This is a genomic window from Jeongeupia naejangsanensis, from assembly GCF_016865585.1.
Lineage (GTDB): Bacteria > Pseudomonadota > Gammaproteobacteria > Burkholderiales > Chitinibacteraceae > Jeongeupia > Jeongeupia naejangsanensis.
On the sequence record NZ_JAESND010000013.1, the window covers coordinates 18,104 to 40,182 of the forward strand.

Genomic DNA, 22,079 nt, shown 5'->3' on the forward strand with positions numbered 1-22,079 from the left:
TTAAGACTGCCCGGCGCTGGTCCAGGCCAGATAACGCTGGTGCTGGCGCGCAACGGCGTCGGCGAGCGCTTCTATTGTTCCGTCGTTTTCAATAACGTCATCGGCATAGGCGCGCCTGCGTTCACGTGGCAACTGGCTGGCAATGATGGCATCGGCTAGCGCTTCGTTCATGCCTGGCCGATTCAGCAATCGCTGGCGCTGCCGCGCCTCGCTGCAGTCGACGACCAGCGTGCGTTGCACCCGTGCTTGAAAGCCGTCGGCCTCAAACAGCAGCGGGACGGCTATGAGCGCATAGGGTGCAGGTTCCGGTAGGACCGCGATTTCCTGGTCCAGCTCAGCCAGTATCCTTGGATGAAGGATGGCTTCGAGGCGTACTCGGGCATCGGCGTGCTCGAACACGTGCTGTCTCATCCAATCACGGGCTAACGCACCGTTGGCATCAATGGCGGCCGGTCCAAATACCTCGCGAATGATTTCCAGCGCGGTTGACGGAGGCTGTGAGAGTCGATGTGCGATGACGTCGGTATCGATCACCGGCACGCCGTGCTGCATGAAGAGCGTGCTGACCGTCGATTTTCCGCTCGCGATGCCGCCGGTAAGCCCGATCAGGTGCATGATTTATCCGAGTCCGTTGAACAGCATTTGCCCGAGCCAGCCACCCCACATGAGTGTCAGCCAGCCGGCAATGCCGAGGTAGGGGCCAAATGGAATCGGCTTGCTCCAGCCGCGTTTCGCGGCAACGACCTGGCCGATGCCGATGACCGCACCGGCCACTGACGACAGCAGGATGATCACGGGGAGGGCTGTCCAGCCAAACCATGCGCCCAGTGCAGCAAGGAGCTTGAAGTCGCCGTAGCCCATGCCCTCTTTGCCGGTGAGGAGCTTGAATAGCCAGAAGATGCTCCACAGAGTCAGGTAGCCGGCCACGGCGCCGACAACGGCCTGTGAGAGCGGAGCGAAGGTTGCTTGGAGGTTGACCAGCAGGCCCAGCCAAAGCAGCGGTAGCGTGATGCTATCGGGCAGCAGGTAGGTGTCGGCATCAATGAGTACCAGTGCGATCAGCGCCCAGGTCAGCATGATGCCTGCTGCACCAACGAAATCGGCTCCGAGATGCAGGCCGACCCCGGTCGTGAGCGCGGCGCAGGCCAATTCGACGAGCGGATAACGTGGGCTGATCGCGGCCTTGCAGCCACGACAGCGGCCGCGCAGCAGAAGCCAGCTGACGACCGGAATGTTTTCGAGAGCGCCGATCTGGTGACCGCAATGCGGACAGGCCGAGCGCGGCGTCATCAGGTTGTAGCGCGGTTTTGGCGGCTGTTCTGCGTCGATCGGCAGATCGATGCCGGCGCATTCGTGGCGAAAATCGGCCTCGATCATTTTCGGCAGACGGTGGATCACCACGTTGAGGAAGCTGCCGACCAGCAGACCGAGCACGAACAGAAACCCGCCGAATAGCGGCGGGTTCTCCTGCAGTGTCGTAAGCAAGCTCCAGTCCATCAGCCAACAGCCTCGCCCATCTTGAAAATCGGTAGATACATCGCGATGACCAAGCCGCCGATCAGTGTACCAAGCACGACCATGATGATCGGCTCCATCAGGCTCGACAGCGCTTCGACGGCATTGTCGACCTCTTCTTCATAGTAATCGGCAACCTTGCCGAGCATTGCGTCAAGCGCGCCGGACTCTTCGCCGATCGACACCATCTGCATGACCATGTTCGGGAAAACATTCGTGTTCTGCATGGCCAGTGTCAGGCTGGTACCGGTGCTTACCTCGGCCTGAATTTTCGCCGTGGCAATTTTGTACAGGTGGTTGCCTGCCGCGCCACCGACCGAATCAAGCGAGTCAACCAAGGGAACGCCGGCGGCAAACATCGTCGACAGGGTTCTTGACCAGCGTGCAATGGTTGCGTTCTTGACGATTTCGCCAAGCACTGGCAGCTTCAGGATCAGTCGATCCATGAAAACTTGCATTGCCACCGAACGCCGCCAGGTTTTCATGAACAGCCAGAATCCACCGAAGATGCTGCCGAAGATCAGCCACCAGTAACTGACGAACATATCGGACAACGCGATCACCATCAGCGTTGGCCCGGGCAAATCTGCGCCAAAGCTGGAGAACAGATCCTTGAAGGCAGGAATCACGAAAATCATGATGACAGCAGTGATCACAAAGGCCGCGACGATGACCGCAGTTGGATAGAACATCGCCGACTTGATCTTCTTTTTGACGCCAAGGATTTTTTCCTTGTATGTCGCCAGTCGTGCAAGCAGGCTGTCGAGAATGCCGGCCTGTTCGCCGGCCTGGATCAGGTTGCAGTACAAGGTGTCGAAATGAGCCGGGTGCTTGCGGAAGGCCTGCGTCAGCGACGAGCCCGTTTCGATGTCGTTCTTGATTTCCATCAGCAGCTTGGTCACCGATGGATTCGAATGCCCCTTGGCCACGATGTCGAACGACGTCAGCAGCGGTACACCGGATTTGAGCATGGTGGCCAGTTGGCGGGTAAACATGGTGATGTCCTGATCGGTGATGCGCCGGCCGCCCTTGTTGCGCTGCTTCTTGATACGGACGACGTTGATGCCCTGCCGGCGAAGATGATTCTTCAGAATCGCTTCGCCCGCCGCGCGCATTTCACCCTTGATCGCCTTGCCGCTCCGGTCCTTGCCTTCCCAGACAAAGGTCATTTCCTTGGCTGCTGCGGCTTTTGTTTGCACTCCCATCGCACTCTCCCCCCGACTGCTTGTACGAATTATTCGTTGGTCACGGCCATGATTTCCTCGAGCGAGGTCATGCCTTGCCTTACTTTCAATAGTCCCGACTGCCGCAGATCGCGCACACCTTCGCGTCTGGCCTGGTCTGCGATGTCGATCGACGTGCCGTTTTTCATGATCAAACGGTTCATTTCGTCCGAAATCGGCATGACCTGATAGATGCCGACCCGACCCTTGTACCCAGTGTCCTTGCACTGATCGCAACCAACCGCTCTGTACGGGGTCCAGCTGCCGTCAAGCTCTGCTTCGGTGAAGCCGGCTCGACGCAGCGCCTCGGTCGGAATGTCGATCGGAGCCTTGCAATGCGTGCAGAGCTTTCTTGCCAGCCGTTGTGCGGTAATCAGGATGACTGAGCTGGCGACGTTGAACGGTGCAACGCCCATGTTCAGCAAGCGGGTCAGCGTGCCGGGGGCGTCGTTGGTGTGCAAGGTTGAGAACACCATGTGGCCGGTCTGCGCTGCCTTGATGGCGATGTCGGCGGTTTCCAAGTCCCGGATTTCGCCGACCATGATGATGTCCGGATCCTGACGCAGAAAAGCCTTCAGCGCTGCCGAAAAGGTCAGACCGGCCTTGTCGTTGACGTTGACCTGGTTGACGCCGGGCAGGTTGATTTCGGCCGGGTCTTCGGCGGTCGAAATGTTCGTGCCCGGTTCGTTAAGAATGTTCAGACAGGTATACAGCGAGACCGTCTTGCCCGAACCGGTCGGCCCCGTGACCAGCACCATGCCGTAGGGGCGACTGACCGCGTCGAGTAGTGCCGCTTTTTGGTCGGGCTCGTAGCCGAGTGCATCGATGCCCAGCGTTGCCGACGTCGGATCGAGAATCCGCATGACGATTTTTTCACCGTGCAATGTTGGCAGCGTTGAAACGCGGAAGTCGATGGCGCGGCTCTTCGATAGGACCAGCTTCATTCGGCCATCTTGAGGTACGCGCTTTTCGGAGATGTCGAGCTTGGAAATTACCTTGATCCGGGAGGCGATTTTTTCCTTGATCGCTAGGGGAGGCTGGGCGATTTCGCGCAGAATGCCGTCCTGCCGATAGCGGATCCGGTAGTATTTTTCGTAAGGTTCGAAATGCACGTCAGACGCGCCGGCGTTGATTGCATCGAGCAGGATTTTCTGCAGATATTTGACGACCGGCGCGTCGTCGACATCGATATTAGGCGCATCAGGCTGCGGCTCGTCGTCTCCGCTACGGATGTCGAGTTCGGACTCGTCCATTTCGAGGTTTTTCAGTCCGGCACCGGATGCCTCGAGCAGGTGGTCGAGCAGCTTGATGAGCTTGTTGTCTTCGACGACGATGGGCTCGATCTGCGCGCCGGTCTGAAAGCGTACTTCTTCGGCCGCTTGCAGATTGGTGATGTCCGAGATGCCGATGAACAAGCGGGTGCCGCGTTTGTATAGCGGTACCACGCGTTGTGCCTGCATCACCTTGGTGTCGAGTACGCCCTGGGGGATGTAGCTGGTGTCGATCTGGTCCAGGTCGAGCAGGGGGTAACCGAATGCCTGGGCACTGAACTCGGCGACCTCCTTGGCATTCATCTTGCCGCTTTGCAGCAGCTGGGCAATGAACGGCGCCTTGTTGCTGGCAGCGCTGCCCTGCAACGCTTCAGCGTCGCCGTCACTGAGTCGGCCGTGCTGAACGAGCAGCCGGGCCAGACCGGAAATCGAGGGTGTAGTGGACATATAAGCTGCGCTAGGACTCTTCGGGTCTAGTCTTGTACGTGCGGCGCGCGCCGACGTCTCCTCGCGCAGAGTCTAGCACTGTGTGTTCAGGCATGGGCATTGGCGCCCATCATGGTTTCATTGTGGATACAGCCGGACCATCCGGATGCTGCGGTCCTGGGTCTGGACCACTTCCAGTCGTTGCCCGGCAATCACCATGCAGGTGCCGGTTTCTGGAATATCCTCGAAGTATTCGAGAATCAGGCCGTTGAGCGTTTTGGGGCCCGAGGTCGGCAAACCCAGTTTGAGTTTGCGGTTGAGGTCGCGCAGGCTGATCGAGCCATCGAGCAGCAGGCTGCCGTCGGCTTGGCGCGCGAGTTGGACACCGCTTGCCGGTGATTGCGTGGTGAACTCGCCGATCATCTGCTCAAGGATGTCTTCAAGCGTGACCAGACCGAGCAACTCGCCGTATTCGTCGACGACCAGTCCCAAGCGGCGATGGTTTTCCTGAAAGTTCTGCAGCTGCGTAAACAGTGGTGTGCCGGAGGGGATGAAATAAGGCTGACGCATCAGCGTGCGCACCGCATCGGCGTCGGTGTCAGCCTCGGTCAAGGACAGCAGTTTGCGGGCCGGCAGAATGCCGAGCACGTTGTCCGGATTGCCCGCGTAGATCGGCAGACGGGAATGGTGGCTGGTGAACAGCTCCTGCCGCAGAAGATCGCTGGGCAACGTCAGATCAACCATCTCCATCTGGTGGCGAGGCGTCATGACGTCGTCGACAGTAACATTGGCCAGCTCGAACAGGTTGAGCAGGATGGTGTGGTGTTTCTTTTCCATGAAGCGCCCGGATTCCAGCACCAGCAAGCGCAGCTCATCCGGAGACAGTGCCGTGCTGTCGCCGCCGGGCTTGCGCAGACGCAGTGCGCGCAGCAGCGTATCGACAATGAGGTTGACGATCCAGACCGCCGGGTAAAACACCCGCAGCAGGATCACGAGCGGGCCGCTGGCCAGATACGCAACCGCTTCGGCGTGTGTGGCCGCGATGACCTTGGGCGTTGCTTCGGAGAACACCAGAATTGCAAACGCCACCAGCAATGTTGCGGTGCCGAGCGCGAATTCGTTGCCGGAGAAAAGCCGCGCGGTGATCAGGGCGGCGAGCGTTGCCGACACGGTATTGATGACCGTATTGCCGAGCAGAATGACGCCAAGCAACTTTTCGGTTTCGTTCAGCAGTTTTTGCGTACGCACGGCTGCGCGGTGGCCTTGGCGGACCTTGCCGGCGAGGCGATAGCGATTGATCGCCATCATGGCGGTTTCTGCTGCGGAAAAGAACGCCGAGCTTGCGAGACAGGCGAGCAGGGCAATGAACAAGGCCGATATCGGGGTGTCTTCCACGCGGAAATCCGTGTCGTTGGGCGAGTGCCCGATCAGTATAGAGAGCGGTTAGGGCAGGAGGTCAGACGCTGTGACGGAGCAGCGTTTCAAGTACGAAACGGGTTCCGGCGTAGCCGAGCAGCAGCAGGATGCAGCCAGCGAGCGTGATGCGCGTGGCGATGCGGCCACGCCAGCCGAGCAGCGAGCGCCCGAGCAGGAGAGCGCCAAAGCAGAGCCAGGCGGCGACCGAAAAGACGATCTTGTGGCCGATGCCCGGTGTACGGCCATAGATGTGCTCGGCAAACACGGTGCCGGTGATCAGCGCGACGCTGAGCATGGCAAACCCGACGCCAACGCAGGCGAAAAGCAGGCGTTCGAGCGCGAGGAGTGGCGGTAATTGCCGGATCAGTACATGTGCGTCGGCGTGATGCAGGCGGCGATCGGCCACCCGCATCAGGATCGCAATGCCTGCCGCATTGACGAACAGGCCGTAAGCCAGCATCGCGGTGAGAAAGTGCAGCCGGGAGACGGCACTTTGCGGGTAGGTCAGCGCGTGCCCAGGGGGCAGCATCAGGCTGATCCCGAGCAGGGTGCAAACGAGGACCAGCAGGACAGGTTGCAATCCTTCCAGCCGGTAGGCGAGATGGCCGACCAGATACAGCAGCAGCGCCAGCCACGCGGTCAGCGACAAGGCCTCGGCTGCGCCGAAATGCAGCGGGCTCTGGGCAAGGTGCGGCCAGAGCGACAGGCCGTGCAGCGCCAGCGCAAGCAGCAGCAGGCCGTGCTCGAGCAGCGGCCGCTGCGGCGCAGCGGCGGACAGGCGGGTGCGGCAGAAGTGCCACCCCAGGCCAAGGTAGACGACGAGCGCGGAAGCTGCGAACCAGGTCACGAAGCCAAATCGGGTAGAATGCGGGAATCCACAGTTTAACAGCGGTCGCGCCTGCGCGGACCGGCAAAGGGTTGTATTCATGCTTGAGAATCTGTCCAGCCGCCTCTCCGGCGTCGTCAAGACGCTGCGCGGCAACGCCCGTCTGACCGAAGACAATATCCAGGAAGCGCTGCGCGAAGTGCGCATGGCCCTGCTCGAGGCCGACGTCGCCTTGCCGGTGGTCAAGGGCTTCATTGCCGACATCAAGGTGCGAGCGCTGGGGCAGGAGGTCATCGGCAGCCTGACGCCGGGCCAGGCGCTGGTCGGTGTGGTGTACGAAGAGCTGACCAAGCTGATGGGCGCGCAGAACGACGGCCTCAATCTGGCGGCCGTACCGCCGGCCGTGGTGCTGATGGCCGGTCTGCAGGGCGCCGGCAAGACCACGACGACCGGCAAGCTGGCCAAGCGGCTCAAGGAAGAGCAGAAGAAGAAAGTGCTGGTTGTGTCGGCCGACGTTTACCGACCGGCGGCAATCGAGCAGCTCAAGACCATTGCCGGTCAGCTCGACGTCGAGTTCTTCCCGTCCGACGTGAGCCAGAAGCCGGTCGACATCGCGCTGGCGGCGCTCGATCATGCCAAGAGGCATTTCCATGACGTCCTGATCGTCGACACCGCCGGTCGTCTGGCGATCGACGAAGCCATGATGATCGAAATCAAGGCGGTTCACGCCGCGGTCAAGCCGATCGAAACGCTGTTCGTCGTCGATGCAATGCAGGGGCAGGATGCGGTCAATACCGCGCAGGCGTTCAACGAAACGCTGCCGCTGACCGGCGTCGTGCTGACCAAGATGGACGGTGATTCGCGCGGTGGTGCCGCGTTGTCGGTTCGACACATCACCGGCAAGCCGATCAAGTTCATCGGCGTCGGTGAAAAGCTGACCGGGATCGAGCCGTTCTATCCGGACCGGATGGCGAGCCGGATTCTGGGCATGGGCGACGTGCTCAGCCTGATCGAAGACGTGCAGAAGACCGTCGACGAAGCTGAAGCGCTGAAGATGATGAAGAAGGTCAAGTCCGGAAAGGGCTTCGACCTCGAGGACTTCAAGGCGCAGATCGGCCAGATGAAGAAGATGGGCGGCATGTCGGCGCTGCTGGACAAGCTGCCCGGCATGGGCCAGCTCGGCGAGGTTGCCAATCAGCAGGTCACCGACAAGGCCGTGGCGCGCATCGAGGGCATCATCAATTCGATGACGCCGACAGAGCGCAAGAAGCCGGAGCTGATCAAGGCCAGCCGCAAGCGCCGTATCGCCGCGGGTGCGGGCGTCACGGTGCAGGAAGTGAACAAGCTGCTCAACCAGTTCGAGCAGACGCAAAAAATGATGAAGCAGTTCAGCAAGGGCGGCATGGCGAAGATGATGCGCGGCATGAAGGGCATGCTCCCGGGCATGTGAGCGCGGCATCACGGGATCTACCGCTCGACGGGCTTGTACAGGCTTGACTTTTTCTCGTACAATCGCCTGTTTCGCATAAACCGATTTACTGGATATCTGACATGGTTGTGATTCGTCTTGCCCGCGGCGGCGCCAAGAACCGCCCGTTCTACAACGTCGTTGTTTCCGATTCGCGCAACCGCCGCGACGGCCGCTTCATCGAGCGCGTGGGTTTCTACAACCCGCTGGCTGCTGAAAGCGAAGAAGGCCTGCGTCTGGCTATGGATCGCGTCAACTACTGGATCGGCGTCGGCGCGCAAGTGAACGACTCGGTCGCCAAGCTGCTGAAGGGCTACACCCCGGTCGCAGCGTAAGCTCGCCGTGGTACGCACAGCTTCTGCCCCGCAGATTGTCCCGGACGACCTGGTCGTCATGGGCTACGTCAGCGGGGCGTTTGGCATTCGTGGTTGGCTGAACGTTGTCGCCGATACCGAATTCGCCGACAGCCTGCTCGACTACGAGACCTGGTGGCTCAAGCGCAACGGCGAGTGGCATGCCTACGTCCTCGAAGAGGGTGCGGTGCATACCAAAAAACTCGGCGTCAAGCTGGCCGGCGTCGATGACCGCGATGCCGCTTTCGCGCTCAAGAGTTGCGAAGTTGCAGTGCCGCGCAGCCTGATGCCGGCCGCTGAAGAAGGCGAGTATTACTGGGCCGATCTGGTCGGCATGACGGTGGTCAACACCGCCGCCGAGTCACTGGGTGTGGTCGACAAGCTGTTCGCGACCGGTGCCAACGACGTACTGGTGGTGCGTGACGGTGAAACCGAGCGTCTGCTGCCTTTCGTGGCGCAGGTCGTGCTCAAGGTGGATACCGAAGCGCGCAGCATAACGGTCGACTGGGGCCTGGACTACTGAACGGCATGACGCGGCAGATTGACGTCGTCACGCTGTTCCCGGAAATGTTCGACGCGATCACCCGGTCCGGGGTGACGCGGCGGGCGGTGGAACTCGGCGTTTTCGCGTTGCAGACGTGGAACCCGCGCGACTTCACCTCCGACAACTATCGGCGTGTCGACGATCGTCCCTTTGGTGGCGGTCCCGGCATGGTGATGCAGCCCGAGCCGCTCGAGCTGGCGATCGAAGCTGCCAAAGTGCGGCAACACGAACACGAACGCGGCGTGGCGAGCCGGGTGGTTTACCTGTCGCCACAAGGACAGCGTCTGTCCCATGCCAAGGCGGTCGAACTGGCCGGGCTGGACGGACTGGTGTTGTTGTGCGGCCGATACGAAGGTGTCGACGAGCGGCTGATCCAGCGGCAGGTCGACGAGGAAATATCGATCGGCGATTATGTGCTGTCCGGCGGCGAGCTGCCGGCAATGGTGCTGATCGATGCGATCGCCAGGCTCTGGCCAGGGGTACTCAATACCCAGGCGAGCGCCGAAGAAGATTCGTTTGTGGATGGGTTGCTGGATTGCCCGCATTACACCCGTCCCGAGGATTACCGCGGCATGGCGGTTCCGGAGGTTCTGCTTTCGGGAAATCATGCCAACATACGTCGCTGGCGTTTGAAGCAGGCGCTGGGCCGCACTTGGTTGCGTCGCCCGGATTTGCTCGCGGATCGCCAGCTTTCCAAAGAGGAAGCTCGTCTTCTGACTGAATTCCAGTCTGAATCCGGCCCGGCCGGATCGCCCGATTAGGGAAGAAGGAACAAGCTTCGCAAGGAGTAATGCAATGAACCTGATTCAGCAACTCGAACAAGAAGAAATCGCTCGCCTGGGCAAGACCGTGCCGGAATTCGCACCGGGTGACACCGTGATCGTTCAGGTCAAGGTGAAGGAAGGCACGCGTGAGCGTCTGCAGGCTTATGAAGGCGTCGTGATCGCCAAGCGTAACCGCGGCCTCAACAGCTCGTTCATCGTCCGCAAGATTTCGTCGGGCGAAGGCGTTGAGCGTACCTTCCAGACGTTCTCGCCGCTGGTCGCTTCGATCGAAGTGAAGCGTCGTGGTGACGTTCGCCGCGCCAAGCTGTACTACCTCCGCGATCGTTCGGGCAAGTCCGCACGTATCAAGGAAAAGCTGCCGGCTCGCAAGACCGTGGCTGCCGCCAAGTAAGGCGACGCCTTCTGCGGAAAACGCGGGACTTCGGTCCCGCGTTTTTTTATGTCCGGCGTATCATGCCGTCAATGTGTATCAACACCGAGGGCCTCATGCTGAATCCGATCCGGTATGCCGATTACCATGCCATCGTGGCCAGTCCGGTCGGGCCGCTGGGCCTGTTTGCCGCTGATGACGTACTGCTGCGCCTGGATTTTCTGCCTGTTGATGCGCCACTCCGCGCGCCGTCGGCCGGCTTGCTGGTCGAGACCGAGAAACAGCTCGCCGCTTATTTTGGCGATGCGCGCTTTTGTTTTGACTTGCCATACAGACTTGAAGGAACCGAGCATCAAAGGCGGGTATGGCAGGCGATTGCAGCCATTCCATCCGGCGAGGTGCTTCGGTATGGCGACATCGCCGCAGTGCTGGGTTCGAGCGCACGTGCGGTCGGGGGCGCTTGCGGTGCGAATCCCTTGCCGATCCTGATTCCATGTCATCGCGTGGTCGCCGGAAATGGACTTGGCGGTTTCAATGCCAATCGGCTCGGAATCGACTGGTTGCCGATCAAGCAGCGGTTGTTGGGGCATGAGGGTTGGTTGCGTTGAGACGACCCGAAGACGAGGCGCTGATCGACGAGTTCGTCGATGCCATCTGGCTGGCTGAACAGCTGGCAACGCATACGGTCAACAGCTATCGGCTCGATCTGGGCATCTGGTCCGACTGGCTGCAGGAGAACGGCATCGCGTTGCTGGCGGCACGACGCGACGACGTGCAGGCTTTTCTGGCCCGGCAGGCACGGACGCTCAAGGCGGCGACACTGGCGCGGAGGCTGGCCAGCCTGCGCAAGTTCTACCGGCACTGGCAACAGAGCGACCGCATCAAGGAAGATCCCACCGAAACGTTGCGTTCACCCAAGCGGGTCCGACCGTTGCCCAAGGCGCTCAGCGAAGCGCAGGTCGAGGCCTTGCTGGCTGCACCGGAGATCGGCGAAGCCGCCGGCCTGCGCGACCGGGCCATGCTCGAGCTTATGTACGCGACCGGCATGCGGGTATCCGAGCTGGTTGCGCTCGGTAGCGACGCGTTGCATCTCGGCGATGATTATCTGACGGTCCTGCATGGCAAGGGCGACAAGCAGCGTCTGGTGCCGATCGGTGAAGTCGCCCAGGATTGGCTGAAACGCTATCTGAAAGAGGCGCGCGGGCTGCTCGTTGCCGGCCGATTTGTACCCACGGTATTCGTCAATCAGCGGGGCGAACCGATGACCCGACAAGGTGCGTGGTACATCATCAAGCAGTACGCGGCCGGCTCCGGCATCGATGCCGACAAGCTCAGCCCGCACGTGCTGCGTCACGCCTTCGCAACGCATCTGCTTGATCATGGCGCCGATCTGCGCATCGTGCAGAGCCTGCTCGGCCACGCGGATATCGGGACGACGCAGATCTATACGCATATCGCCCGGGTCCGGCTGCAAGCACTGCATCAGCATCTTCCAAGGCGAAAAAGCAGAGACGCCAGCGGTTGAAGTGTCATATGCTAGCCTGACGTAAGGCCAATCCGAACTTAAGGGGAAATCATGGCGGATTCGAGTATTGTCGACGCAGGTATTCAGAAAGCCGGACAGCTGCAAACGCTGGTGACGGATTATGCCGCAGCATTCGGCGTCAAAATTCTGGTCGCGATCGCGTTCTGGGTCATCGGCCGCTGGCTGATCAACTTTGCGGTCGGACTGGTACAGAAGTCGCTGGAGAAGCAGAAGGTCGATCCGACCGTACTGCGCTACGTCGGTTCGGTCATTACCGTTACTCTCAACATCCTTCTGGTTGTCGGGATCCTGGGGTACTTCGGCGTCCAGACGACGACATTCGCCGCACTGATTGCTGCGCTCGGTCTTGCTGTCGGCATGGCGTGGTCGGGCCTGCTGGCCAACTTCGCCGGTGGTGCGTTCATCATCGTGCTTCGTCCGTTCAAGGTCGGCGACTTTGTCACTGCCGGCGGCGTGACCGGGACCGTCAAGGAAATCGGTCTGTTCGCGACTGCAATCAACACGCCGGACAACGTACTGACGCTGGTCGGTAACAACAAGATTTTCAGCGATACGATCCAGAACTTCACCCACAACACCTTCCGGCGCGTCGACCTCAAGGCGCAACTCGCCGGTGCCGCCGACTATCAGGCAGCGGTTGCAGCCCTGAAGGCGCGAATTGCCGCGATCCCGAACGTGCTGGCTGAACCGGCGGTTGACGTCGAGATTCTCGAGTTCAATCTCGTGGGTCCGGTGCTGGCGGTGCGGCCTTACTGCCACAACGACAACTACTGGCAGGTGTATTTCGACACCAACAAGACGATCAAGGATGTGCTCGGCGCCGATTTCCCGGCGCCAATGCCGGCGCAAACGGTCATCGTCCAGCAGTCGTAATCGCGAATCACAAAAACAAACCCCGCCATCGGCGGGGTTTGTTTTTGGTGGTGGATCAGGCAGGGACAGGCTCGGTAACCGGGAAGTCGAGCACGACCTTGTCGTCATCGTCGACGTCGATGGTGACGTCTCCACCATGGGTCAGTCTGCCGAACAGCAACTCGTCGGCCAGCGCCTTGCGGATCGTGTCCTGAATCAACCTTGCCATCGGGCGCGCGCCCATCAGCGGATCAAAGCCCTGCTGTGCCAGCATGTCCTTCAGCGCCGGAGTGAAGTGTGCGTCGACCTTCTTCTCCTGCAGCTGCATTTCCAGTTGCAGCAGGAACTTGTCGACCACCTGCAGGATGATCTCGTGCGACAGCGGGGCGAACGGAATCACCGCGTCCAGACGGTTGCGGAACTCCGGTGTGAACAGGCGCTTGATCTCCTGCATTTCGTCGCCGGTTTCCTTCTTGGCCGTGAAGCCCATGACCGGCCGGTTCAGGCTTTCGGCACCGGCGTTGGTCGTCATAACCAAGATTACGTTGCGGAAATCTGCCTTGCGGCCGTTGTTGTCGGTCAGCGTGCCGTGGTCCATCACCTGCAGCAGCACGTTGAAGATATCCGGGTGCGCCTTTTCGATTTCATCGAGCAAGAGGACCGAATACGGATGCTTGTTGACCGCTTCGGTCATCAGGCCGCCCTGTTCGAACCCGACATAGCCCGGTGGCGCGCCGATCAGCCGGCTGACCGCATGGCGCTCCATGTATTCGGACATGTCGAAGCGGATCAGCTCGATGCCGAGCGTGTACGCCAGCTGCCGCGCGACTTCGGTCTTGCCGACCCCGGTCGGGCCGCTGAACAGGAAGGCACCGATCGGCTTCTGCGGGTTGCCGAGGCCGGCCCGGGCCATCTTGATCGACGTCGACAACGCTTCGATCGCCTTGTCCTGACCGAACACGACGTTCTTCAGGTCGCGGTCCAGCGTTTTCAGCGCGCTCTTGTCGTCGTTGGACACGCTCTTCGGCGGAATCCGGGCGATCTTCGACACGATCTCTTCGATCTCGTGCTTGTTGATCGTTTTTTTCTGCTTCGAGCGCGGCAGGATCTTCTGTGCTGCGCCGGCCTCATCGATCACATCGATGGCCTTGTCCGGCAGATGGCGATCGTTGATGTACTTGGCCGACAGCTCGGCAGCCGTCGTCAGGGCGGACAGGGTGTACTTCACGCCATGGTGCGATTCGAACTTCTCTTTCAGACCCTTGAGAATTTCAACGGTCTGCTGCACGGTCGGCTCGACGACGTCGATCTTCTGGAAGCGACGCGACAGCGCGTTGTCTTTCTCGAAGATGCCGCGGTACTCGGTGTACGTCGTGGCGCCGATGCATTTGAGCGTACCGTTGGACAGCGCCGGCTTGAGCAGGTTGGAAGCATCGAGCGTGCCGCCTGACGCCGCACCGGCACCGACGAGGGTGTGGATCTCGTCGATGAACAGGATCGCGTTGCGTTCTTCGCTGAGCTGCTTGATCACCGCCTTGAGACGTTGCTCGAAATCGCCGCGGTATTTGGTACCGGCGAGCAGGGCGCCCATATCGAGTGCGTAAACCGTGGCGTCGGCCAAGATGTCGGGCACATCACCCTCGACAATCTGGCGTGCCAGACCTTCGGCGATCGCCGTTTTGCCGACGCCGGCTTCACCGACGAGCAGCGGGTTGTTCTTGCGACGGCGGCACAGAATCTGCACGACGCGCTCAAGCTCGCTGTCGCGGCCGATCAACGGATCGATCTTGCCTGCCAGCGCCTGCTGGTTCAGGTTTTGCGTGAAGTTTTCCAGTGCGCCGCCGGCAGCGACCTCGCCTTCGTGCTCTTCACCGGACGACTCGGGCTTGGGCGTCGCCGGGGCGCTGCCACCAGCCTTGGCGATGCCGTGCGAGATGAAATTGACGACGTCGAGCCGGGTGATGCCTTGCTGGTGAAGGAAATACACCGCGTGGCTGTCCTTCTCGCCGAAGATCGCGACGAGGACGTTGGCACCGGTGACTTCCTTCTTGCCCGAACTCTGCACGTGCAGGATCGCGCGCTGGATGACGCGCTGGAAGCCGATGGTCGGCTGGGTTTCGACTTCACCCGTGCCCGATACCACGGGCGTGTGCTCGGTGACGAAATCCGACAGCTGGCGGCGCAGCTCATCGATATTGGCGCTGCACGCGCGCAGCACTTCCGCCGCCGACGGATTGTCGAGCAGTGCGAGCAGCAGATGCTCGACCGTGATGTACTCGTGGCGTTTTTGCCTGGCCTCCATGAAGGCCATGTGGAGGCTCACTTCCAGTTCCTGGGCGATCATTCGTTCACCTCCATGATGCATTGAAGCGGGTGTTGGTGCTGGCGGGCGTACTGGCCTACCTGGCTGACTTTGGTTGCCGCGATATCCCTGGGGTAGACCCCGCAGATACCACGCCCTTCGTTATGGACTTTGAGCATCACGACTGTTGCTTGTTCAAGACCCAGTGCAAAAAACTGCTGCAGTACGTCCACCACGAATTCCATCGGGGTGTAGTCATCGTTGAGCAGCACCACCCTGTACATCGGTGGTGGTGCGGCGCGCTGTTCCTGATGGACGAGGCCCGGGTCGAGTTGGTGCTGTGTCGCCATGATTTTCCAATTGTCTCCGTTCTTTCATTTTGGTCTGTGAGGGAGGCTTTTCAAGCGTGCCGGCCAAACAACACTCAAATATTCTGCCCAGCAATCTGCTTGACCTGTTTCGTCAATGTCGCGTAAAAATGAACGGCGTTTGATAGCCAAGCATCATGCCGTATCGGTGTCCTGTTGTGCGGGACTTGATGTCAAACCTGAACTCCCGCAAGGGTGCAATGCGTTAACAGTTTTTTTGGAGAAAGACGCCAAATGGCAACGGGTACCGTTAAGTGGTTCAATGATTCCAAGGGCTTCGGCTTCATCACCCCGGACGAAGGCGGCGAAGACATCTTCGCTCACTTCTCCGCGATCAACATGCCGGGCTTCAAGACCTTGAAGGAAGGCCAGCGCGTGAACTTTGAAGTCGCGCAAGGTCCGAAGGGCAAGCAAGCCGCCAACATCCAGGGCGCGTAATTGCCCTTGGTGTGAAAAAGCCCCGCTTCGGCGGGGCTTTTTCATTGTGCGCTTCGTTCCGCGCAAGAAAAACCCCGCCGAAGCGGGGTTTCTTTACGACGATGCCGGCGGATTACATCCGGGCGATGATCGCCTTGCCGAAGGCCGAGCACGACACTTCTTCTGCGTCGTCCATCAGGCGGGCGAAGTCATAGGTGACAACCTTGTCCTTGATGGTCTTTTCGGTCGCGGTGATGATCAGGTCGGCCGCTTCCTTCCAGCCGAGGTGACGCAGCATCATTTCCGCCGACAGCAGCAGCGAACCCGGGTTGACCTTGTCCTGGCCTGCGTACTTCGGTGCGGTACCGTGGGTCGCTTCGAAGCAGGCGACGTTGTCCGACAGGTTGGCACCCGGAGCGATACCGATGCCGCCGACCTGTGCTGCCAGCGCGTCCGACACGTAGTCGCCGTTCAGGTTCAGTGTGGCGATCACGTCGTATTCGGCCGGGCGCAGCAGGATCTGTTGCAGGAAGGCGTCGGCGATCACGTCCTTGATGACGATGCCGTTCGGCAGTTGCAGCCACGGGCCTCCGTCCACTTCGACGCCACCGAATTCGTTCTTGGCGAGGTCGTAACCCCACTGGCGGAACATGCCTTCGGTGAACTTCATGATGTTGCCCTTGTGGACAAGGGTCACGCTCTTGCGGTTGTTGTCGATCGCGTACTGGATCGCCTTGCGCACGAGGCGTTCGGTGCCTTCCTTGCTGACCGGCTTGATACCGATGCTGCTGCTTTCCGGGAAGCGGATCTTCTTTACGCCCATCTGGCCCTGCAGGAAGTCGATGACCTGCTTGGCGCCGTCGGTCTGGGCTTCCCACTCGATACCGGCGTAGATGTCTTCGGTGTTCTCGCGGAAGATCACCATGTCGGTCAGGTCCGGGCGCTTCAGCGGCGACGGCACGCCCTGGAAGTAACGCACCGGGCGCAGGCAGACGTACAGGTCGAGCTGCTGGCGCAGCGCAACGTTCAGCGAGCGGATGCCGCCGCCGACCGGGGTCGCCAGCGGGCCCTTGATCGATACGACGTATTCCTTCAGCGCGGCCAGGGTTTCTTCCGGCAGGTAGTTGTCGTTGCCGTAGACCTTGGCAGCCTTCTCGCCACAGTAGATTTCCATCCAGTGGATCTTGCGGGCGCCGCCGTAGCTCTTGGCAACGGCTGCGTCGACCACGTCCTTCATCACCGGGGTGATATCGACACCGATGCCATCGCCTTCGATGAACGGAATGATCGGATTATCGGGCGTTGCCAGGTTCGGAACGATCTTGGCGCCTTCGGCGGGGACTTGGATGTGGCTCATCGCGGCTTCCTGATGGGTTATGACAATGCTGTAACAGCAGCAGACAAACTACGATTATGGCGTGAAGATTCACGTCGTGCAAAGGCAACCGTACTGCGGCTTGGCAATTCAAGCGGTAAAATCGCGGTATGGCCCGTTTGATCCTGCTCAATAAACCGTATGGCGTGATCTGCCAGTTCTCGCCCAGCCCGCCGCACCAGTCGCTGGCCGACTACGTGCGTGTGCCCGATGTCTATCCGGCCGGCCGGCTCGATACCGATTCGGAGGGGCTGCTGCTGCTGACCGATTCCGGGCCGCTGCAGGCGCGCATTGCCGATCCGAAGCACAAGCTGCCCAAGACCTACTGGGTGCAGGTCGATGGTGCACCGACCGATGCCGATCTCGAACCGCTCCGGCGCGGCGTCGATCTCGGCGATTTCGTCAGCAAGCCGGCCCAGGTGCGCGTGATCGACGAGCCGGCCGGGCTGTGGCCGCGTGTGCCGCCGGTACGTTTTCGCGCGAACATCCCGACGACCTGGCTCGAGGTGGTCATTGCCGAGGGCAAGAACCGCCAGGTGCGGCGGATGACCGCCAAAGTCGGCTTTCCGACCTTGCGGCTGGTCCGTGCGGCGATGGGCGAGTACACGCTGGCGGATCTGGCGCCGGGGCAGTGGCGCGAGCTGCGCGTTGCCGCACCGAACCCGCCCGTTGTCGTGGCCACACCTGGCCGGCCGAAGCAGCGTGGCCGGCGCGGGCCGAACAAAGCCCGCTGAAAGCACGATGCGCTTCGGGTAAAATCCTGTTTTGCTTGGAATTCTTGCGTATGTGGAAGCCCAATGCCACCGTCGCCGCGGTGATCGAGCGCGACGGCCGCTTTCTGCTGGTCGAGGAACGCATTCTCGGCCAGCGCAAACTGAACCAGCCTGCCGGCCATGTCGAGCACGGCGAGTCCATCGTGGCCGCTGCGGCGCGTGAGACGCTGGAAGAAACGGCGCACCATTTCGCACCCGAGGCGCTGGTGGGCATTTACCAGTGGAGCCCGCCCGAGCGCCCCGAGCTGACCTATTTGCGCTTCGCGTTTGCCGGTGCCATCACCGGACACGAGCCGGGCCGGCCGCTCGATGACGGCATCGAGGCCGCCGTCTGGCTGAGCCGCGACGAGATCGCCGCTCGCGCAGACGAGCACCGCAGCCCGCTGCTGCTTGCCTGCATCGACGACTATCTGGCCGGCAAACGCTACCCGCTCGCGCTGCTGCGCGATTTCGATCGGACCGGGGACCGTATCGACGCACTGACGGAGGCCGTATGAGCGACAAGATCGTTGTCGGCCTCTCGGGAGGGGTCGATTCGAGCGTGACCGCGCACCTGCTGAAACAGCAGGGCTTCGACGTGCACGGCGTCTTCATGCAGAACTGGGAAGACGACAACAACGACGAGTACTGTTCGATCAAGGAAGACTCGATGGACGCGATCGCGGTCGCGGACCTGCTGGGCATCGACATCGAGCTGGTGAACTTCGCCAAGGAGTACAAGGACCGGGTGTTCTCGTACTTCCTTGCCGAGTATTCGGCGGGGCGTACGCCAAACCCGGACATCCTCTGCAACAGCGAAATCAAGTTCAAGTGCTTCCTCGATTACGCGATCGAACTCGGCGGCGCGAAGATGGCGACCGGCCACTACTGCGGCAACCGTGTGCGTGCCGACGGCCGCACCGAGCTGATCCGCGCCGCCGACCAGAGCAAGGACCAGACCTACTTCCTGTACCGGCTGAGTCAGGCGCAGGTCAGCCAGGCGGTGTTTCCGCTCGGTGGCCTGCAGAAGTCCGAAGTGCGGCGCATCGCCGAGGAGATCGGCCTGCCGAATGCCAAGAAGAAGGACAGCACCGGCATCTGCTTCATCGGCGAGCGGCCGTTCCGCGACTTCCTCAACCGCTACCTGCCCAAGGTGCCGGGCAAGATGGTCACGCCCGACGGCAAGGTGATGGGCGAGCACATGGGGCTGATGTATTACACGCTGGGTCAGCGCTCGGGTCTCGGCATCGGCGGCGACAAGGCGGGCAGTGGCGAACCGTGGTTCGTCGGCGGCAAGGACATCCCGCGCAACGAGCTGATCGTCGTCCAGGGGCATGATCATCCGCTCTTGTTGAAATCGACGCTGCTGGCGCTGGATTGCTCATGGATTTCCGGCGATCTGCCGGCGGAAGGGCGCTATACCGCCAAGACGCGCTACCGGCAGCAGGATGCCGCATGCACCTTGCGGCACGTAGACGGCGGCGTCGAGCTGGTGTTTGACGAGCCGCAGTGGGCGACGACGCCGGGACAGTCGATGGTGCTGTATCAGGGCGATGTCTGCCTCGGTGGCGGCATCATCCAGTAACCGACGACGCTGCAATGAAAACGGACGCGCCCGCGTCCGTTTTTTTTGTCGCAGCGGGCGTGCGGTCATGGTCCGGATGCTGTGCGGACTGGCGCGCGCAGCATGTCGTCAATCGAACGTGGCTTCGCGTGACGACGCAAAGGCAATCGCCAGCCCGCCCGCGCCGATATTGACGCCGGCAGTGGCGCTCATTTCGGCAAGATGAACCGTGGTACCGTGGCGCGCGGCGACCTTGCACATCGTCTGGTAGGCATTCATGGTGGTCACCATGCGGGTGTCGCCGCCGTAACTGACGCAGACGAGCGGGGCGTCAAGTCCGGCCTCGATGTGGGCGATCGCCGTCGCGAACAGCTTGTCGACACCAGCCTCGAAGCCGCGGACCTTGGCGACCGGGTGCGTGTCGCCGCGGAAACCGCGGATGATCGGCTTGATGTCGAGCGCGCTGCCGAGCAGATAGGACGCCAGCCCGACGCTCTTGTCGCCCTTGCGCCTTGCCTGATGCCGCAGCTGGCCCAGATCGGCCGGCATCAGGAAGGCCTGCGTGCTCTGCGCCAACCTTTCGATGTGGGTGATGATCTTGCTTGTCGTCGCACCTTCGGCAGCGAGACGGGCGACTTCGGCCACGATCAGCCCCTGACCGGGAAACAGGTTCTGGCTGTCGAACACGCGCAAGGAAAACGGTCTGGTGTGGCCGGCGGCCTCGCGGATCGGCCGGTAGTCGGTCAGGACGGCGCGTCCGGCCTGGCTGGCGTGGTCGAAAATCCGGCTGCGCGACTGCATGACGGTGATGCAGAAGACGTAGTCGAAGTCGATGACGAGGCGATCGAGAAACAGGCTGCGGATTTCCCCGGACGTCAGCGGCGCCGAGGTGTAGTCGGCGACCTGTTTCAGCCCGTCGCGGTAGAACGCACGCGTTGCCTCCGGATCGCGATGATCGACAAAGCGCTCGCTGTCGCCGTGAATCGCGATCGGCATGATTTCGATGCCATGCGCGTCGATGAAGTCGCGCGGCAGATCGCAGCAGGAATCGGTGACGACGCCGATACGCATGGTGAAGTCCGGTCGTTAAATTGGCGTCGATGGTTGCGATCCGGGCAAGCTCGCGTCAATTTGGGGCTGGACCCTAGTGGGGCGTTTGCGTTGTCGCACTACGCCGGAATGCGACAAAGCAGCCCGGAGGCGGCTTTGTCGGTGTTGCGGGATCGCGACGAGGCTCAGTGTTCGGCCGCGGTCTCGTCCGTCGTCGCAGGCTGATTCCAGGGCAGCGGCACCTTGTTGCCGTTCAGCGTGAACGTGCCCTGGCTGAGTCGGGCGTCGGCCGACAGCAGGTCGCCATCGACCCGGATCAGCTTCTGCTCGGCGAGGCGGTTGATCTGCCCCTCGACGAACTGACCGACCAGATAGTCGAGATCGTCGTTCGAGATGCCCGAATCGCTGCCACCGAACATGTTGCGTGCCTGCCAACTGGCGACGGTTTCGATCACCTTGCGCGGCACGTTGAAATCGGCACGTGCATCGAGCTTGTTGACGAGGTCGACCGGCTTGTCGATGTCGGCGGCGACAAAGCCCTTGAGACCGACTTCGGCCGAGAAGCGGATCGCACCGTCGGGCAGCTTGACGTTGAACGACTGGATCGCGAGTCGCGGATCATTGGTCAGCAACGGCATGCCTTCGGTCTTGGCCAACTTGACCACCGCGTCGGTGAACTGGTCGCGGGTGAGTTTCTGCTTTTGCAGCCGGGTCAGCTCGTCCGACAGTTTGGCCAGCGTCGGACCGTGCAGATGGCTGGCGGTGGCAACCATTTCGGCCGGGCCGTAGGGCTTGTTGTCGAGTTGCAGCTTGTCGAGCGTAAAGCGCGCCAGACCGTCGATGAATTCGCCCTTCTCGGAAATCAGGCCGTTGTACGCCAGCTTGTCGAGCTGCAGTTTCAGCGGCTGGCCTTCGGACAGGTTCAGATTGAGCTGTTCGAGCTGGACGCTGGAGCTGCCGATCATGATGCCGGTGGTGCCACGCTTGTGATCGAGTGCCGCGCTGAGGTTCTTGAAGCTGAAACTGCCCTTGTCCTTGGCATCGCCGGACAGGCCCGGGGCCAGCGCATTCAGCTTGATGCTGTTGAAGTCGCCGCCGTAGTCGAGCGTCGCGGTCAGACCTTGCCACTTGGCCTTGACGCCCGAAATCGCTTCTTCGTACTCGAAGCTCGGCACCTTGATGTTCATGACGCCATCGTCGGAGAAGCCGATGCGGTTCTCGACCTGAATCGGTTTTTGTTCACCGAAAAAGCGCGACAGGAATTTCTGCGTGTCCGGCGAGAACTGGAACTCGGTGTCGACGACGGCCTTGTACGGATGCAGGTTGAACTGTGTCAGCAGCGGCAGCGGGCCGTGGGTGATGTGCTGGACGTACTTGAGCTCGAACACCGGCAGCGGCTCGCCTTCGCGTTCGAGGAAGAAACGGTAGTAGTCCGGATTGACCTGCAGGGTTGCGGTTTCGGTCGAGGTGAACCAGCCGCGGTGGTACTCGCGATTCTTGACGATGAAATACGGCAGGCTCGCCAGCCACTCATGCTGTTTCTGCATCGTGTCTTGCGCGGCGCGCCCGGCATACCAGGTGCCGCCGACGTAGGCGCCGCCCAGTGCGACTGCTGCACCGATACTGGCGATGATGACTTTACGTTTCAATGGCTCG

The 22,079-nt window shown here is 61.2% G+C and carries 23 protein-coding genes; 12 read left to right on the forward strand and 11 right to left on the reverse strand.

Going from position 1 to position 22,079, the window contains the following annotated elements:
• From coaE to JMJ54_RS17940, 6 genes are all read right to left on the reverse strand, one after another.
• On the reverse strand, positions 1–615 hold the full coding sequence (coaE, locus tag JMJ54_RS17915; protein ID WP_203539906.1) for a dephospho-CoA kinase: 615 nt from the start codon (positions 613–615) through the stop codon (positions 1–3).
• A 3-nt stretch (positions 616–618) separates the two neighbouring features.
• Positions 619–1,497 (reverse strand): prepilin peptidase, encoded by an 879-nt coding sequence (locus tag JMJ54_RS17920; protein ID WP_203539907.1) that lies wholly within the window; start codon positions 1,495–1,497, stop codon positions 619–621.
• Complete coding sequence (locus JMJ54_RS17925) at positions 1,497–2,720, reverse strand: type II secretion system F family protein (RefSeq protein ID WP_203539908.1); 1,224 nt, start codon at positions 2,718–2,720, stop codon at positions 1,497–1,499. Before JMJ54_RS17925 ends, JMJ54_RS17920 begins: the two co-directional genes overlap by 1 nt.
• A 29-nt stretch (positions 2,721–2,749) precedes the next feature.
• Positions 2,750–4,456: a type IV-A pilus assembly ATPase PilB gene (gene pilB, locus JMJ54_RS17930; protein WP_203539909.1), complete on the reverse strand. Its 1,707-nt coding sequence runs from the start codon at positions 4,454–4,456 to the stop codon at positions 2,750–2,752.
• 117 nt (positions 4,457–4,573) lie between these two features.
• Entirely contained in the window at positions 4,574–5,830 is a 1,257-nt protein-coding gene (locus JMJ54_RS17935; protein WP_203539910.1) for an HlyC/CorC family transporter, read from the reverse strand.
• 61 nt (positions 5,831–5,891) lie between these two features.
• Positions 5,892–6,698, reverse strand: coding sequence for a cytochrome C assembly family protein (locus JMJ54_RS17940; RefSeq protein WP_203539911.1), 807 nt, complete (start codon positions 6,696–6,698; stop codon positions 5,892–5,894).
• Positions 6,699–6,777: 79 nt separating this feature from the next.
• On the opposite strand from JMJ54_RS17940, the gene ffh reads away from it, so the two are divergent.
• The 8 genes from ffh (at position 6,778) to JMJ54_RS17980 (ending at position 12,616) form a co-directional block, all read left to right on the forward strand.
• A complete protein-coding gene (ffh, locus tag JMJ54_RS17945) occupies positions 6,778–8,127 on the forward strand; it encodes a signal recognition particle protein (RefSeq protein WP_203539912.1) in 1,350 nt (449 codons plus the stop codon).
• A 101-nt stretch (positions 8,128–8,228) separates the two neighbouring features.
• A complete protein-coding gene (gene rpsP, locus JMJ54_RS17950) occupies positions 8,229–8,480 on the forward strand; it encodes a 30S ribosomal protein S16 (protein WP_070530711.1) in 252 nt (83 codons plus the stop codon).
• A 58-nt stretch (positions 8,481–8,538) separates the two neighbouring features.
• Positions 8,539–9,021 (forward strand): ribosome maturation factor RimM, encoded by a 483-nt coding sequence (gene rimM, locus JMJ54_RS17955; protein WP_239000189.1) that lies wholly within the window; start codon positions 8,539–8,541, stop codon positions 9,019–9,021.
• Positions 9,022–9,026: 5 nt separating this feature from the next.
• Positions 9,027–9,803: a tRNA (guanosine(37)-N1)-methyltransferase TrmD gene (gene trmD, locus JMJ54_RS17960; RefSeq protein ID WP_203539913.1), complete on the forward strand. Its 777-nt coding sequence runs from the start codon at positions 9,027–9,029 to the stop codon at positions 9,801–9,803.
• Between the two features lie 34 nt (positions 9,804–9,837).
• The gene (gene rplS / locus JMJ54_RS17965; RefSeq protein ID WP_070530717.1) at positions 9,838–10,218 is read left to right on the forward strand and encodes a 50S ribosomal protein L19; all 381 of its coding nucleotides are present in this window, start codon (positions 9,838–9,840) and stop codon (positions 10,216–10,218) included.
• 95 nt (positions 10,219–10,313) lie between these two features.
• Entirely contained in the window at positions 10,314–10,805 is a 492-nt protein-coding gene (locus tag JMJ54_RS17970; protein ID WP_203539914.1) for a methylated-DNA--[protein]-cysteine S-methyltransferase, read from the forward strand.
• Positions 10,802–11,722 (forward strand): site-specific tyrosine recombinase XerD, encoded by a 921-nt coding sequence (gene xerD, locus JMJ54_RS17975; protein ID WP_239000190.1) that lies wholly within the window; start codon positions 10,802–10,804, stop codon positions 11,720–11,722. The genes JMJ54_RS17970 and xerD overlap by 4 nt, the downstream gene beginning before the upstream one ends.
• A 51-nt stretch (positions 11,723–11,773) precedes the next feature.
• Positions 11,774–12,616, forward strand: coding sequence for a mechanosensitive ion channel family protein (locus JMJ54_RS17980; RefSeq protein WP_203539916.1), 843 nt, complete (start codon positions 11,774–11,776; stop codon positions 12,614–12,616).
• Positions 12,617–12,671: 55 nt separating this feature from the next.
• Here the strand turns inward: JMJ54_RS17980 and clpA are convergent, their stop codons facing one another.
• Both clpA and clpS read right to left on the reverse strand, forming a co-directional pair.
• Positions 12,672–14,939, reverse strand: coding sequence for an ATP-dependent Clp protease ATP-binding subunit ClpA (clpA, locus tag JMJ54_RS17985; RefSeq protein ID WP_203539917.1), 2,268 nt, complete (start codon positions 14,937–14,939; stop codon positions 12,672–12,674).
• On the reverse strand, positions 14,936–15,247 hold the full coding sequence (clpS, locus tag JMJ54_RS17990) for an ATP-dependent Clp protease adapter ClpS (protein WP_203539918.1): 312 nt from the start codon (positions 15,245–15,247) through the stop codon (positions 14,936–14,938). The genes clpA and clpS overlap by 4 nt, the downstream gene beginning before the upstream one ends.
• A 252-nt stretch (positions 15,248–15,499) precedes the next feature.
• Between clpS and JMJ54_RS17995 the strand changes: the two genes are divergently transcribed.
• Complete coding sequence (locus JMJ54_RS17995; protein WP_189462384.1) at positions 15,500–15,703, forward strand: cold-shock protein; 204 nt, start codon at positions 15,500–15,502, stop codon at positions 15,701–15,703.
• Positions 15,704–15,815: 112 nt separating this feature from the next.
• Here the strand turns inward: JMJ54_RS17995 and icd are convergent, their stop codons facing one another.
• Positions 15,816–17,039: an NADP-dependent isocitrate dehydrogenase gene (gene icd / locus JMJ54_RS18000; protein WP_203539919.1), complete on the reverse strand. Its 1,224-nt coding sequence runs from the start codon at positions 17,037–17,039 to the stop codon at positions 15,816–15,818.
• Between the two features lie 128 nt (positions 17,040–17,167).
• On the opposite strand from icd, the gene JMJ54_RS18005 reads away from it, so the two are divergent.
• The 3 genes from JMJ54_RS18005 to mnmA are packed head-to-tail and all read left to right on the forward strand — an operon-like array spanning position 17,168 to position 19,394.
• On the forward strand, positions 17,168–17,791 hold the full coding sequence (locus JMJ54_RS18005; RefSeq protein ID WP_203539920.1) for a pseudouridine synthase: 624 nt from the start codon (positions 17,168–17,170) through the stop codon (positions 17,789–17,791).
• Between the two features lie 50 nt (positions 17,792–17,841).
• Positions 17,842–18,327, forward strand: a complete 486-nt coding sequence (locus JMJ54_RS18010; RefSeq protein WP_203539921.1) for an NUDIX hydrolase — start codon at positions 17,842–17,844, stop codon at positions 18,325–18,327.
• On the forward strand, positions 18,324–19,394 hold the full coding sequence (gene mnmA / locus JMJ54_RS18015) for a tRNA 2-thiouridine(34) synthase MnmA (RefSeq protein WP_203539922.1): 1,071 nt from the start codon (positions 18,324–18,326) through the stop codon (positions 19,392–19,394). The genes JMJ54_RS18010 and mnmA overlap by 4 nt, the downstream gene beginning before the upstream one ends.
• A gap of 108 nt (positions 19,395–19,502) precedes the next feature.
• Here the strand turns inward: mnmA and JMJ54_RS18020 are convergent, their stop codons facing one another.
• Together JMJ54_RS18020 and JMJ54_RS18025 are read right to left on the reverse strand one after the other, a co-directional pair.
• Positions 19,503–20,444: a DegV family protein gene (locus JMJ54_RS18020; RefSeq protein ID WP_203539923.1), complete on the reverse strand. Its 942-nt coding sequence runs from the start codon at positions 20,442–20,444 to the stop codon at positions 19,503–19,505.
• Positions 20,445–20,608: 164 nt separating this feature from the next.
• On the reverse strand, positions 20,609–22,072 hold the full coding sequence (locus JMJ54_RS18025; RefSeq protein WP_203539924.1) for a YdgA family protein: 1,464 nt from the start codon (positions 22,070–22,072) through the stop codon (positions 20,609–20,611).
• Between the last annotated feature and the right edge of the window lie 7 nt (positions 22,073–22,079).

Excerpts from the sequence above, each read along its gene's own strand:
- ffh (WP_203539912.1), top strand. The coding sequence starts at position 6,778 with ATGCTTGAGAATCTGTCCAGCCGCCTCTCCGGCGTCGTCAAGACGCTG.
- JMJ54_RS17920 (WP_203539907.1), bottom strand. The coding sequence starts at position 1,497 with ATGGACTGGAGCTTGCTTACGACACTGCAGGAGAACCCGCCGCTATTC.
- clpS (WP_203539918.1), bottom strand. The coding sequence starts at position 15,247 with ATGGCGACACAGCACCAACTCGACCCGGGCCTCGTCCATCAGGAACAG.
- JMJ54_RS17995 (WP_189462384.1), top strand. The coding sequence starts at position 15,500 with ATGGCAACGGGTACCGTTAAGTGGTTCAATGATTCCAAGGGCTTCGGC.
- icd (WP_203539919.1), bottom strand. The coding sequence starts at position 17,039 with ATGAGCCACATCCAAGTCCCCGCCGAAGGCGCCAAGATCGTTCCGAAC.
- rimM (WP_239000189.1), top strand. The coding sequence starts at position 8,539 with ATGGGCTACGTCAGCGGGGCGTTTGGCATTCGTGGTTGGCTGAACGTT.
- trmD (WP_203539913.1), top strand. The coding sequence starts at position 9,027 with ATGACGCGGCAGATTGACGTCGTCACGCTGTTCCCGGAAATGTTCGAC.
- mnmA (WP_203539922.1), top strand. The coding sequence starts at position 18,324 with ATGAGCGACAAGATCGTTGTCGGCCTCTCGGGAGGGGTCGATTCGAGC.
- coaE (WP_203539906.1), bottom strand. The coding sequence starts at position 615 with ATGCACCTGATCGGGCTTACCGGCGGCATCGCGAGCGGAAAATCGACG.
- JMJ54_RS17970 (WP_203539914.1), top strand. The coding sequence starts at position 10,314 with ATGCTGAATCCGATCCGGTATGCCGATTACCATGCCATCGTGGCCAGT.
- pilB (WP_203539909.1), bottom strand. The coding sequence starts at position 4,456 with ATGTCCACTACACCCTCGATTTCCGGTCTGGCCCGGCTGCTCGTTCAG.
- JMJ54_RS18010 (WP_203539921.1), top strand. The coding sequence starts at position 17,842 with ATGTGGAAGCCCAATGCCACCGTCGCCGCGGTGATCGAGCGCGACGGC.
- JMJ54_RS17925 (WP_203539908.1), bottom strand. The coding sequence starts at position 2,720 with ATGGGAGTGCAAACAAAAGCCGCAGCAGCCAAGGAAATGACCTTTGTC.
- rpsP (WP_070530711.1), top strand. The coding sequence starts at position 8,229 with ATGGTTGTGATTCGTCTTGCCCGCGGCGGCGCCAAGAACCGCCCGTTC.
- JMJ54_RS18020 (WP_203539923.1), bottom strand. The coding sequence starts at position 20,444 with ATGCGTATCGGCGTCGTCACCGATTCCTGCTGCGATCTGCCGCGCGAC.
- rplS (WP_070530717.1), top strand. The coding sequence starts at position 9,838 with ATGAACCTGATTCAGCAACTCGAACAAGAAGAAATCGCTCGCCTGGGC.
- JMJ54_RS17980 (WP_203539916.1), top strand. The coding sequence starts at position 11,774 with ATGGCGGATTCGAGTATTGTCGACGCAGGTATTCAGAAAGCCGGACAG.
- JMJ54_RS18005 (WP_203539920.1), top strand. The coding sequence starts at position 17,168 with ATGGCCCGTTTGATCCTGCTCAATAAACCGTATGGCGTGATCTGCCAG.
- clpA (WP_203539917.1), bottom strand. The coding sequence starts at position 14,939 with ATGATCGCCCAGGAACTGGAAGTGAGCCTCCACATGGCCTTCATGGAG.